This window comes from Vibrio sp. B1ASS3, from assembly GCF_905175355.1.
Classification (GTDB): Bacteria; Pseudomonadota; Gammaproteobacteria; order Enterobacterales; family Vibrionaceae; genus Vibrio; species Vibrio owensii.
Window position 1 is genome coordinate 3,824,965 of sequence record NZ_HG992742.1, and the last position, 12,960, is coordinate 3,837,924.

14 protein-coding genes are annotated in these 12,960 nt (G+C 47.5%); 3 read left to right on the top strand and 11 right to left on the bottom strand.

The genetic code is table 11. The features are described 5' to 3' along the window. The first annotated feature begins 51 nt into the window (after window positions 1–51). The 3 genes from nfuA (at window position 52) to cysQ (ending at window position 2,246) form a co-directional block, all read left to right on the top strand. Entirely contained in the window at window positions 52–636 is a 585-nt protein-coding gene (nfuA, locus tag KJB05_RS17355; protein WP_005434470.1) for a Fe-S biogenesis protein NfuA, read from the top strand. A gap of 174 nt (window positions 637–810) precedes the next feature. After that, window positions 811–1,374, top strand: a complete 564-nt coding sequence (gene nudE, locus KJB05_RS17360) for an ADP compounds hydrolase NudE (protein ID WP_005434477.1) — start codon at window positions 811–813, stop codon at window positions 1,372–1,374. 44 nt (window positions 1,375–1,418) lie between these two features. Then, on the top strand, window positions 1,419–2,246 hold the full coding sequence (cysQ, locus tag KJB05_RS17365) for a 3'(2'),5'-bisphosphate nucleotidase CysQ (protein ID WP_005434478.1): 828 nt from the start codon (window positions 1,419–1,421) through the stop codon (window positions 2,244–2,246). A gap of 288 nt (window positions 2,247–2,534) precedes the next feature. Here cysQ and KJB05_RS17370 read toward each other — a convergent pair whose 3' ends face one another. Genes KJB05_RS17370 through gspD form a run of 11 tightly spaced genes read right to left on the bottom strand, consistent with a single transcriptional unit; the run spans window position 2,535 to window position 12,936 of the window. Further along, window positions 2,535–3,296, bottom strand: coding sequence for a type II secretion system protein N (locus KJB05_RS17370; RefSeq protein WP_208445296.1), 762 nt, complete (start codon window positions 3,294–3,296; stop codon window positions 2,535–2,537). Window position 3,297: 1 nt separating this feature from the next. After that, window positions 3,298–3,789: a type II secretion system protein M gene (locus KJB05_RS17375; protein ID WP_009707965.1), complete on the bottom strand. Its 492-nt coding sequence runs from the start codon at window positions 3,787–3,789 to the stop codon at window positions 3,298–3,300. A 7-nt stretch (window positions 3,790–3,796) separates the two neighbouring features. Continuing rightward, complete coding sequence (gspL, locus tag KJB05_RS17380; protein WP_078607972.1) at window positions 3,797–4,999, bottom strand: type II secretion system protein GspL; 1,203 nt, start codon at window positions 4,997–4,999, stop codon at window positions 3,797–3,799. Then, window positions 4,968–5,978 carry a type II secretion system minor pseudopilin GspK gene (gspK, locus tag KJB05_RS17385; RefSeq protein ID WP_038894010.1) on the bottom strand — a complete coding sequence of 337 codons (1,011 nt, stop codon included), beginning with the start codon at window positions 5,976–5,978 and terminating at the stop codon, window positions 4,968–4,970. Before gspK ends, gspL begins: the two co-directional genes overlap by 32 nt. Further along, window positions 5,971–6,672: a type II secretion system minor pseudopilin GspJ gene (gspJ, locus tag KJB05_RS17390; RefSeq protein ID WP_208445295.1), complete on the bottom strand. Its 702-nt coding sequence runs from the start codon at window positions 6,670–6,672 to the stop codon at window positions 5,971–5,973. The genes gspK and gspJ overlap by 8 nt, the downstream gene beginning before the upstream one ends. Further along, a complete protein-coding gene (gspI, locus tag KJB05_RS17395) occupies window positions 6,659–7,054 on the bottom strand; it encodes a type II secretion system minor pseudopilin GspI (protein ID WP_020195437.1) in 396 nt (131 codons plus the stop codon). The genes gspJ and gspI overlap by 14 nt, the downstream gene beginning before the upstream one ends. Further along, entirely contained in the window at window positions 7,035–7,649 is a 615-nt protein-coding gene (locus KJB05_RS17400) for a prepilin-type N-terminal cleavage/methylation domain-containing protein (protein WP_005434491.1), read from the bottom strand. Before KJB05_RS17400 ends, gspI begins: the two co-directional genes overlap by 20 nt. A gap of 22 nt (window positions 7,650–7,671) precedes the next feature. Continuing rightward, window positions 7,672–8,115 (bottom strand): type II secretion system major pseudopilin GspG, encoded by a 444-nt coding sequence (gene gspG, locus KJB05_RS17405; protein ID WP_005434493.1) that lies wholly within the window; start codon window positions 8,113–8,115, stop codon window positions 7,672–7,674. Between the two features lie 60 nt (window positions 8,116–8,175). Further along, window positions 8,176–9,396: a type II secretion system inner membrane protein GspF gene (gspF, locus tag KJB05_RS17410; protein ID WP_005434495.1), complete on the bottom strand. Its 1,221-nt coding sequence runs from the start codon at window positions 9,394–9,396 to the stop codon at window positions 8,176–8,178. Beyond that, window positions 9,396–10,898, bottom strand: coding sequence for a type II secretion system ATPase GspE (gene gspE, locus KJB05_RS17415; RefSeq protein ID WP_005434497.1), 1,503 nt, complete (start codon window positions 10,896–10,898; stop codon window positions 9,396–9,398). Before gspE ends, gspF begins: the two co-directional genes overlap by 1 nt. After that, on the bottom strand, window positions 10,891–12,936 hold the full coding sequence (gene gspD, locus KJB05_RS17420; RefSeq protein ID WP_208445294.1) for a type II secretion system secretin GspD: 2,046 nt from the start codon (window positions 12,934–12,936) through the stop codon (window positions 10,891–10,893). The genes gspE and gspD overlap by 8 nt, the downstream gene beginning before the upstream one ends. Window positions 12,937–12,960 lie beyond the last annotated feature (24 nt).

The following is a 12,960-nucleotide window of genomic DNA, read 5'->3' on the forward strand; positions in this document are numbered from 1 at the left end:
AACAGGAGTAGAATAGCAGCAATAGCCTACAAATTTACTCAGGTATTCGTCGTGTCAAATATTACTATTACAGAAACTGCGCAAACGCATTTCGCCAACCTTTTAGGCCAACAGCCTGAAGGCACTAACATTCGAGTTTTCGTTGTTAACCCAGGAACACAAAACGCAGAGTGTGGCGTGTCTTACTGCCCACCAGAAGCGGTTGAAGGCACTGACACTGAAATCCCTTACAGCGGTTTCTCTGCATTCATTGATGAGCTAAGCCTTCCTTTCCTTGAAGACGCTGAAATTGATTTTGTTACTGACAAAATGGGTTCTCAACTAACGCTAAAAGCGCCAAACGCAAAAATGCGTAAAGTCGCGGATGACGCCCCACTTGTAGAACGTGTTGAGTACGTAATCCAAACTCAAGTGAACCCACAACTTGCAGGTCACGGTGGTCACGTAAACCTAGTTGAAATAACAGACGACGGCATCGCTATCGTTGCATTCGGTGGTGGTTGTAACGGTTGTTCAATGGTTGATGTGACTCTAAAAGAAGGCATCGAGAAAGAGCTTTTGAACCAATTCGTTGGTGAGCTAACAGCTGTTCGTGATGCTACCGAGCACGACCGTGGTGATCACTCTTACTACTAAGTCGCTGATGACTTACTAGCAATGCATATCGACGAGAAATGGGAGGCACTTGCCTCCCATTTTTGTTTTCAATTGCGTTATGCTGAATCATCACGCTAGAAACTCGAGCTTTCTTCTCATATATTAAGAAATCTCATGTCTTCGATGAGTTAACGATACTAAGGAGCCAGCGTTATGTCGAAAAGGACCCCACCAGAGATCCTCTCTTGTCAGACGGTCGCACAATCTAAACTGTTTACTGTGGAAGCCCTCGACCTTCGCTTCTCTAATGGCGAACTACGTACTTATGAACGCATGAAACCGAGTGGGCGTGATGCCGTGATGGTTGTTCCTGTGACTGAGCAAGGTGACTTACTGCTAGTACGCGAATACGCTGCAGGTACAGAACGCTACGAACTCGGCTTTCCAAAAGGCTTGATCGACCCTGGTGAAACACCACAACAAGCGGCTGACCGAGAGTTAAAAGAAGAGATCGGTTTTGGTTCTAATGACCTGACACCACTCAAACAGGTGATTCTTGCTCCTTCTTATTTCTCGAGCAAAATGACACTGTTTTTGGGGCAGAACCTTTATCCAGAAAAACAAGAAGGCGATGAGCCTGAGCCACTAGACATTGTTCGTTGGCCACTCGCTCAAGCAGAAGAGCTTTTAACGCACTTGGATTTTTGTGAAGCAAGAAGCATCACAGCGTTGATGTTGGCACTAAGACACTTACAAAACACCACTCACAACCAATAACAGCCGAAGAGCTGATTCATAATAGTGAGGAAGGACCATTACCCATGCCAATGACAAAAGATTTATCTCACCTGCTCCCGCAAGTCATCGAAATTGCGCGCAGTGCAGGCCAATTGATTCTCGATATCTACGAGAAAAAGCAGTACGAAGCCTACACCAAAAGTGACGAGACCCCAGTCACCAGCGCTGATATTGCGGCGCATAAATTGATTACTGAACGCTTGAGCGAACTCACCCCAGATATCCCTGTCCTCTCTGAAGAAGCGGCGGATATCAGCTTAGAGCAGCGTGGGCAATGGGAGCGTTACTGGCTTGTCGACCCGCTAGATGGCACCCAAGAGTTCATCGCACGCAGCGGTGACTTCGCGACTATTATTGCGCTAATCGACAACAACAAACCAACCATGGGTGTAGTTTATGGCCCGGTTTCTGGCGTGACTTACTACGCATACAGCGGTAAAGGCGCTTGGAAGATTCCAGACATGTCAGAGAGCGTGAAAATCCACACTCACAAACATGAGCAGCCTGGACAAAACATCGCTATCGCAATCAGCCGTCGCCAAGACATCAACCGCATCACGAGCCGCATGAGTAGCGCTTGGAACTATGACTTGATTCCTCTTGGCTCTGCCGCACTCAAAGCCTGCCTTGTCGCTGAAGGTGCTGTGGACTGTTACTTACGTCTAGGTCCAACAGGCGAGTGGGATACCGCAGCTACACAATGCATTGTTGAAGAAGCGGGCGGACGTATTCTCAGCACGCAACTTGAGCCGCTGTCTTACAACGAGCGCGAGACGTTGGAGAACCCAAACTTCATCGTACTGGGCGATGCGGATTTGCCTTGGGATGAGATTCTACAGCGCAAAGACTGACCCTAATCCAACCTGCATTGCTAGATTTTTAAAAAGGCCACGAATCGACTTCGTGGCCTTTCTTTTTTCTTCTTGTACAGCGTCAGGAGTATTTGGCCTATCATGTTTCAAATACTCCTATAGCTGTACGAATTTAAATTATTCAATAAAAATCAGATATTTATTTAAAACAATAATAATCCTTGGATTTCTTGTACAGCAAATAGAGGGTTTGGCCTACTATGATCCAAAAACAAAAAGAGCTGCACATTGGCAGCTCTTTAAAGATGTTGTGGTTTCTGAGTGTGGCTAAAAACGCCCTTTGTAATCAAACTCGTATTGACCTTGAGCGTTTGGATTGCCCAGCCATTTAAGTTGATCGCTCATGCCTGATGGGAACTCTGCCCCCGGCTTAAACCACGCTTTGGTGGAGTAACGTTGATTTGGCATTAGCTCAGCAGAAAACGCCGCTGAAACTTGCTTGCTCTTTTGCTCACCCGATGCCGATAGCACGCTGTCTTTACAGTTTAAATCAGCAATGACAGGACCAAGTTCAAGACTACCAAGTGGGCTTTGAATGCCACTCGCACTCCAAACTAACGTACCTTCTGCCGTCTTACACCAAGGCGCTGCGTAAGTCGCATGACGGATGTTCAACTCAAGCTGGCCTTCAACACCAACCGGTACAGGAAGGCGTGCTTGCTCCACCACTTTTGCCGCAGGAATCGACGCGACTAAGTTTTCCGCGTATGGTCCGCCAGTTAAGCTGTAGCCAACCAAGCCACGACCACGTACGTCCATATCGCTCCCGCGACCGAAACGGACGGCGAATTCCGCTTTACCAGTAAACAGACTGGAAAGTTGGAAATCCCAGTTCACTTCACCGAAGTTCTGATGCTGCCAACGTACGCTTGATGCACGACCTTGCCAAACTGTGCCTTGTGCACCTTGAATGTCGAGACCTCTCACGCTTGGCACTTGTTGTAGCACCCAAGAAATTGGCAAACCAGCAATCAAACTGGTTGAGAAAAAGGCAATAAAAATCACCACATAAAGAACGGCTTTCTTCACCTTAACCTCGCTTAAATTGCAGGCGGTTTACGTCGATCATACCGGCTTGATCGGTACGGTCGATGTCTAGGAATTCCACCTCAATCCCTTGTTGTTCTTTTAGATAACGCAGCCAATCGACCATTTGGTTGAATGCCAAAGGCTTAATCCATACTTGAACACTGTCATTGCGTGGTTGTACACGGATCAACTCCACCTTGTAACGACGAGCGGATGAAGACACCACTTGGTTCAATGGCTGATTAGAAAAGCTTACACCACCACTTTTACGCAATGCGCTGATATCATCGGCTTTATCTTGTACCCAAGTCAGCAGTTGTTTTTCACTTTGGATTCGGGATTGCGCTAGCTCAGCACGTTGATTCATTGGTTGTAATACTCCCCAATAAATCATCCCGATAATGGCAATAATGCCACCCCCCATCACCAAACGCTGCTCACGTTGTGAGATGCTACTCCACCAAGTCTGAGCTTGTGCGATTAAATTCTTCATCATCACCTCACTGACGCTTCAACACAAAACTGCCCATCACAACATTGCCGTTGCGGTTCAGTTGGCCTTGTTCAACGTTAAACTTCTCCGCCAATTTGACTCGAGCTTGCTCGAATGGCTGGAAATCAGAGCTGCTCGCTTGAATGCGAACCTCACCACGTTGACCGTCGTATTTGAAACTGGTGATTTGTAGGTCGTTAACCTGTCCCAATGTCGCTGGCAAAGCCGCGATCCAAGACAACATCGCCACATCACTTGATCCACCAGACAGACGACGCTCTTCATCCGTCATTTGTCGCTTCAAGTAACTAACTGTTGGAATGCGTCGTTTGTCTGGGAAGATTTGACGGAAGATACGCTCACTCTCTTCACGATAAGCTTGAGCTTGCGCTTCGTATTTATGCACCATTAACAGTTGCTGACCAACCAAAACAACCAGCAACACACCAGCGGCTATTGCGGCTTTCTGCCAAACCTTAACGTACTTACCCCAAGACGATTTCGGCTTAAACGCGCCAGAAAGTAGGTTAACCTTGCTTTCTGTTGTGCCCTTTGCCAACAACGCCATGGTCATTTCTTCAGGCTTTGATACCCAAATGTCTGGCACGCTTGATTCAGGCAGCGAACTGTAACAGTCCAGCTTCCAACCTTCGTGGCTTTGTAAGTAGGCCGATAAGTAAAGGTCTAGCCATGAAGCATCAACCGCTGCACCTTGAGTTTGAGAGTGGCGGATCAGCCATTGCTCACCCAACAGTGCTGCAGAGCTCGCTTCTGCGTCCACAGGCATAGCTAATACGTCAGGTAGCATTCGCTTTATGACAAGACCTTGGCTAGCAAAACGCTGCAAAATGGTTTGAATCCAAGCTCGCTCTACGGCACACACTTGTGCGCTTTCTGCTTGCTTATCTAAAACGGTGAAATGCAGGTTGTCCACGTCTTGCGCGACTTCGTCTTCCACCAAGTAAGGCAGCATACTGTCAAACTGACGTGCAGCACCCGGTGGGATATCCACTTCTGTTAACACAACATCATGGCTTGCTAATAGCGCGATAATTTGTCGCTGATCGGCATACGCGACCAGTTCATCCAGATGTTCCCATCCGGCAATCTCACCACTGGCAATCACTTCTTGCTGTTGTGTCGACCACACCAACCATGGAATGGTACTTTGTTGTTCGCTACTCAGCCGAACGGTCAGAAACTCGCTCACTGATTCCTCCAAAACGACGGCGAACGACAGTCACCGTTTCTCTATCTGTACTTTGCAAAAGGCTTCGGATACGTACACGGGATTCATCCACTAGCACTTGTGCATCCAATTCAAAAAAGGAGCTATCGACTCCTAAGTAGCCTCGGGCATTTTTCTTTACATCATCGCTCAGGCCAGCTAATTCTGACTCTGACAAAAATTCATCGACGCTTTCCCAGCCATCGAAAGGACGCTTTTCTATCAGCTGAACAGCATCGCTGCTGCTCAAGCCTGGGGTAAACATGGCAACCAAAATAGGCGCTTGCTCGACTTCTATGGTATTGACGTTCAAGCGCCAATCGTCGCTCGGAAGCGCACAAATCATCGGAGCAATTTTTTGGTAGATGTCCCCACTAACTTGGTACACCGCGCGCAGTTCACTGGCATCCGCCATCCAACCGTTGGGTGGCAAATACTGCGGCTTCATCGCTTCGTAAGTACTGTCTTCCACACCCGCGGTTGAACGCACGGTACTGTCACTATCAACGTATTCCCACGTCGAATCGGCGATCACTTCCGCTTGGTAAGGCTCCACGTCCATTTCTTCCATCAAACGTTGGAACACTTGCACTAAGTATGGACGCGTCGTTTGTTCACCCGTTGGCTGTACGCTCGCTAGGACGTTCATATTGAAGCAGGCTTGCTTATCAACAATGCGACCTAAAGCCTGTCCGTAATCAAGCGGATAAACTTGCTCTTTGATTGCCCAAGGCTGGCTTAAGTTAATGGTATCGTCGTCTTCATAACTTTGTTCGATACCAATCTCAGCCAACGCTTCCACTCCCAAGCTATACCAATAAGCTTGTTGGTAGTTAATTTGATTCGAACCACGCTGAAACTGCAAAAACAATCGCTCTGACATACTCGCAGCTACTGTTGTCATAATCGCAAGCAGCATCAGGACAATAAGGAGCGCAACACCGCGCTGACGATTAGCCATCATTGCTGCCCCCTGATGAGTCATTGCCCGAAGAATCATCTTCTCCACCCGGATTGAGCTTGCCATCCGGCGTCAGGTAAGTGCGAGTAATTTCACCATAATCTTTCAGCTTCAATATCACTGAAACGGCTTTTGGCAATTCACGGCCGTTTTCCCACGTTTTCTTCCACGACTTTCCATCGTAAAAACGCATATCAAATTCTTCGACCTGTGTTAGCAGCGGTGTAATCACACCCTCTTGCCCTGTTGGTGTATCAGGGTATCGCCACCACACACGCTGTAAGACTTCATCTTTGATGCGATAACCAACCTTAGTCACCTCTCCGCGTGGAAATTGCTGCTGTGGGTTATGCCAACCCAAACGCGCAAACATCACGCCTTTCGCATCAGAATCGAGCAAGTAATCCGACCAAAACAGCAGTTGGCTTGACGGCTCTTCACCGTTAGTACGCATTTGGCGCATTGCCATTTGACGGAAATCGTTATCCATCATGACCATCGCGCGCTGTAGTTCATTGAGACGTTGCGTTCGCTCTTGAGACAACACGTTACTGCGCTGCACTTGCGATACTACTTGGTAAGCGGCGACACTCATGCTGGCAAAAATCGCAATCGATACCAGCACTTCAATCAAGGTAAAACCTCGATTGGACTTTGAGTTGCGAGCTTTACATCGCTTGTTATTCAGCAACATAACTTCTCACCGTGACTACTGGGCTCGCTTTTTTATCTGTCGCGACACTGACATCAAATGCTTTCAGCAATGGCTGCGCAGTGGCTACCGGTGTGACTTTCCAATACCAAGTGCGCCCTGCTAATTCTTCTGTACCGTTTTTCGCTTTAAGCTTTTCGGTCGAGAGCATCACATTGGCCATTTGGTTATCCACAACCATGGCTGCAAACATTTTTTCTTCTAAATAACTGACAGTATTGATGTGCTGACTCACTGAGCGAATCACACTGATCGCTGCCGTTGCGAAGATCGCGAGGGCGACCAACACTTCAAGTAATGTCATACCTCGTGTGTTGCGGTGCGACGAGCCAATACGGCTTGGCTTAGAATATCGAATTGTCATCGTCTTCCGCTTCTTCCCCAGGCGCTAACAATTTGATTTCGCCTGTTTCTTTACCAATGATTCGCCAACCATCGTTGAATGCATCCCCCTCTTCAGGAAAGAAAGATAGGGAGAATGGCGTAATCTCAGCACTTGAGAAAATGAACACTTGAGGTGGTTTCACTTTCTTCTTCTCTTTGTCCTCTTCCTCGGCAAACATGTCTTCATCAAACAGAGAGCCAGGCTCGAACAATCGATCGTCTTTATCCCAAGCACCACCGCCTAAGTCCAACTGCAATGAAATATCCCCTTCGAGTTTTGTCTCACTTGGGATTTGCTTTAACTCAAGTGGCTGCCAACCATCTTGGGTCAAACTCAACAAGGTGTAGGTGGATTTAACATCATCAACGCGCAGACCAAAGTCTTTGCCACTTAACACTGCTTCTTCATTAAGCAGTTGTAAGCGTTGAAAAAAACTGTGCGCGTATTGTTTGGAAAGGTCTTTCTGACTAGTAGGCAAGGTAGCGATCACCGCCACGGCGGTAAGAGATAACAAAACCAGCACCAATAGAATTTCTATCAATGTAAAACCGAGATGTTTTTGCATTTGCTTCATTAGTGCTGGTTTCAGCTAGCGCTTATTGGAAATCTTGCATGTTCCAGTTGCCGATATCTGCAGCTGGACCTTCACCGCCCTCTTGGCCGTCAGCGCCTAGAGTGAAGATATCAATCGTGCCATTGTCGCCAGGGCTTAGGTATTGGTACTCGTTGCCCCATGGATCAGATGGAAGACGCTTGATGTAACCACCGTCACGGTAGTTGCGCGGCTCTGGGTTAGATGGTTTGTTCACCAATGCATCTAGACCTTGGTCAGTCGTTGGGTAAACGCTGTTATCCAACTTGTACATGTCCAACGCGTTTTCCAATGCCACGATGTCTGTGATCGCTTTCTGTTGGTCTGCTTTTTCTTTGTTACCTAGCAAGTTAGGAACAACAACACTCGCCAAAATACCTAGGATAACCACAACAACCATCACTTCTAGAAGTGTAAAGCCTTGTTGCTTACTGCGTTTAAATTTCATTATTTTCTCCGAAAGTTAGATTCAAGCCATGCCTTCAATAGACACGTCTTAACTCGAATTCTATCCGCTCATTAAGTTATTCATTTCCAACATTGGCATCAATGTCGCCATTACGATGAAAAGTACCAAGCCCGCCATCAGGGCAATCAATACTGGAGTAAAAATGCCAAGTGCAATGTTGACCGTCGATTCAAAGTTTTGGTCTTGGTTGTCCGCCGCTCGCGTCAACATGCTTTCAAGCTCACCACTTTGCTCACCACTTGAAATCATGTGTAGCATCATTGGTGGGAACAAGCGAGTTTGATCAAGGGCTTTGCGCAGACTTGCACCTTCTCGCACGTTGTCTGCCGCAACTAAGACCTGTTGTTTTACATAACGGTTCGACATAACGTCGACCGCGACTCGCATCCCTTCAAGAATAGGAATCGCACTTGAGGTACAAATCGACAAGGTGCGAGCAAATCGTGAGGTATTCAGACCGCGAGAAATCTTACCAATCAACGGCAGGCTGAGAATTTTTTGGTCCCAAGCCAAGCGAAAATTTGGTTTCTGTAATGCGAGTTTAAGGCCATAGAAGAGCACCACCACCACGACAAAGATGATAAGCCCCCATTCTTGGACAAACTCACTTGCAGACAACAGGAATTGCGTCGATTGAGGCAACTCTTGTCCCATTTGAATAATTGGTTCAATGATTTTAGGTACGACAGAAGACAGCAACAGAGAGACGATACCAACAGCAAACACCACCAATACCACAGGGTAAATCATGGCTTGCAGCAACTTAGAACGCATCTTTTGGCGGTTTTCTACATAATCAGCCAAGCGCTCTAGCACTGTATCCAAGTGACCCGATTTTTCACCCGCTGCCACCATCGAAAGGTAAAGCTCGTCGAAAACATGCGGGTAGTCACCCAAACTGTCGGCCAGAGGGTAACCCTCGGTGACTTTTGAACGCACCGCGGCAATCATCGAACGAATACGTGGCTTTTCAGCTTGCTCTGAAACGGCCTTCAAACATTCTTCAAGTGGCATCCCCGATTGAACCAAGGTCGAAAGCTGACGCGTAATCAACGCAAGCTCTGCTGTTTTGATGCCTCGTTTGAACCCAACTGACCCGCCTGAAGACTTAGCGGCTTTCGCTTTGGCTTCCATCACCTCGACAGGAATCATACCCTGCTCTTTTAGGCGTTGGCGCACCTGACGAGCGTTATCACCCTCGATGGTGCCTTTCTTCTGTTTGCCTTTAGCGTCCAGCGCTTTGTATTCAAATGCTGCCATTACGCTTCCTTGGTCACTCGCATGACTTCTTCAAGAGAAGTGATACCACGACTGACTTTACTCAGGCCGTCGCTACGAATACTTGGCGTATGCTGGCGAACAGTTTTCTCAATTTCTTGCTCACCCGCTTCGCTGTGAATCAGCTCTTGGACTTTTTCATCCACCATCAAGAGTTCATGAATACCCGTACGGCCACGGTACCCTTTGTGGTTACAGACTTCACAGCCTTTCGCTCGATGCAAAATAAGCGATTCATGTTCTTCCAAACCAAACAGTTTCTTCTGTTCTTTATCCGCTTCGTATGGTTCTTTACAGTCAGAACAAAGCGTACGAACAAGACGCTGCGCAAGCACGCCCAGTAGTGAAGAAGAAATCAGGAATGGTTCAATACCCATGTCGCGTAGACGAGTAATCGCACCCACAGCCGTGTTGGTGTGCAGTGTCGACATAACTAAGTGACCAGTCAAAGAGGCTTGCACGGCAATCTGTGCTGTCTCTAAGTCACGGATCTCACCGACCATCACTACATCCGGGTCTTGACGAAGAATCGCACGCAGACCTCGCGCAAAAGTCATATCAACTTTCGGGTTTACCTGCGTTTGGCCGATGCCATCAATATCAAATTCGATAGGGTCTTCAACCGTTAGAATGTTGCGTTCGTTGCTGTTGATCTCTTGCAAGCCCGCGTACAACGTCGTCGACTTACCCGAACCTGTCGGACCGGTCACCAAGATGATGCCGTGAGGACGACCAATCAGGTGACGGAAGTTATCATGCACTGAAGGCGTCATACCCAAACTATGCAAATCAAGGCGAGTGGCGTTCTTATCCAGTAGACGCATTACCACGCGCTCACCATGCGACGAAGGCATGGTAGATACACGAACATCCACCGCACGACCACCGATACGCAGAGAAATACGACCATCTTGAGGTACGCGTTTTTCAGCAATGTCGAGTTTCGCCATGACCTTCACACGAGAAACCAGCAAAGGCGCTAGCTTGCGGCTTGGGGTTAGAACTTCACGCAATACACCATCGACGCGGAAACGAATCGAAAGAGTTTTCTCGAACGTCTCGATATGGATATCCGACGCCCCTTCCTTGATCGCTTCACCCAACATGGCGTTGATCAATTTGATGATTGGCGCATCATCTTCAGATTCCAGCAAGTCCTCATCATGAGGTAGTTCTTCGGCTAAGGAGAAGAAGTCATCGCTGTCTGCGCCAATGTCTTCCATCAACTGACGAGCCTCAGAAGAGTCACGTTGATACGCTTCAGTGAGCTTTTTATCGAACGCTTCTTTGTCCATCACTTGAGGAATAAAGTTTTGTTTCAGTACTCGACGTACTTCAACGAGAGCCGCAGGGTTAAGCGGCTCTACGTAATACAGAATTGGAGGGCGCTCAGGGTGCTCCGTCTCCAAAACCAGTTTAAAGCGATTGGCAAAACTGAATGGCAGACGGCGCATACTTGGCGCTGTGTCTAACATATCAACCATTATTCTTTACCATCTGATCAATGAACGCTTGGATTTCAGCAGGATGCTTACGATCTTGGCCAAACTCAGGAATCACTGGGATATTTGAGTCATCCATTAGCTTCAAGCCTTCTTGTGCTTTGTAAAGCTGTTCAGCACGGATGAAGTTGTATTTGCGCTGAGTAATACCATCTGCCGTCATACCATCACGGATGATGGTTGGCTTGATGAATACCATCAGGTTACGCTTCTCAGTTTGCGTGCTAGTTGATTTGAACAGTTGACCAATCACTGGGATATCACCCAGTAGTGGCACTTTAGATTCACTCTCCAGTGCACGCTCATCAACCAAACCACCAAGCACTAGCATTTGACCATCTTGGATCATCACAGATGTGTTTAGCTGACGCTTAGCAAAACGTACGTCAACCGCACCATTTGCGCCAAGAACGTTAGACACTTCTTGCTCAATGTTTAGCTGAACAGAATCACCTTCGTTGATTTGAGGCACGACTTTCAGTTTGATACCGACTTCTTTACGGTCAACCGTTTGGAATGGGTTGTCGTTGTTCGAGCCTGCAGTCGAGCCTGTAATTACCGGAACTTCTTCACCAACGATGAACGACGCTTCACCGTTATCCATCACAGTAATGCTTGGAGAAGACAGAATGTTTGAATTTGAATCCGATGACACAGCAGTAATCAATGCTGTCCAGTCACCCATCATGATGCTCATTGCTGCGCCGTTAACACCACCAAGTGCTGCCGCTAGAGTCGAATAGTCACCTTCCTCGGTATAGCGACGAGTTTCGAAACCACCAGTTCCATCCTCACCGCCGTTTGCATTCCAGTAACTCTCTTCTTTAGTTGTATCTTTTGCTTCTTCAAGACCAACCATTACGTTACCAATTTGTGCACCAGTGTTGCCGTATTGGATTACCGCACCTGTCTCTAGGTTACCCCATTGAACGCCAAGGTTGATGCCGTCGCCTTCAGACATTTCAACGATCAGTGCTTCAATCAGAACCTGCGCACGACGGATATCCAGTTGAGAAATCACATCTTGCAGCGCCATCATGATATCTGGCGGAGCAGTCAAAACTAGCGAGTTGGTTGCTTCGTGAGCCGCAATCACCACTTGACCACGTTGTGTACTTGATGCGCTTTTTTGACCCGCTTGCTTCTCAGCTTGTAGGTTGTCAGATACGCCTTTTAGTACATCAACCAAGTCTTCTGCTTTTGCGTACTTTAGGTAAACCACGCGGTTATTACCTTTGGTTGCCATTTCTACGTCAAGTTGGCGAATCAAACGCTTCAAGCGCGCGCGCACTTTAGGGTCGCCAGAAATCAGGATTGAGTTGGTACGATCATCCGCAACGATTTTTGGCTCTAGGAATTCAGGCGTGCTCTTTTGGTTGGTCGTTTTGTTCAGGGCATCAACGATACGCACCATTTCAGACGCAGAAGCATTTCTCAGCTCTACGACTTCAATTTCTTTATCACCCGCTTGGTCAACACGTTTGATGATTTCAGCCAGACGATTTACAACCGCAGCACGGCCAGTGATCAAAATGATGTTAGCTGGGTCGTAGTGCACCACGTTACCCGCACCCGCGTTGTCAATCAGCTGACGCAGCAGCGGAGAAAGTTCACGAACCGATACGTTACGCACCGCAACCACACGTGTAATCACGCTGTCGCCTTTTGCGCTGTCATCACCCAAAACAGGAATTGCAGAGGTTTTTGAATCTTTCGATTTGATGACTTTTAGTACACCGTTATCCATTTCAACAACAGCGTAACCGTACACTTCTAGTACGTTTAAAAAGAAGCTGTAGTATTGCTCTTCGTTTAAAACGTCATAGCTGCGCACGTCGATCTTGCCGCGTACAGACGGGTCAACAATGATGGTCTTCTCTAAGTTACGACCTACAATGTTGATGAATTCTTGAATGTCAGTGCCTTTGAAACTTGCACTAAACTCGTTCGCCATCGCACCCGGAGCGCAGAGTAGTGTCCCTGCAAGTAACCAAGCACTTTTGCTAAACCAATGTTTCACGTATGTCTCCCTGAACTTACGCAG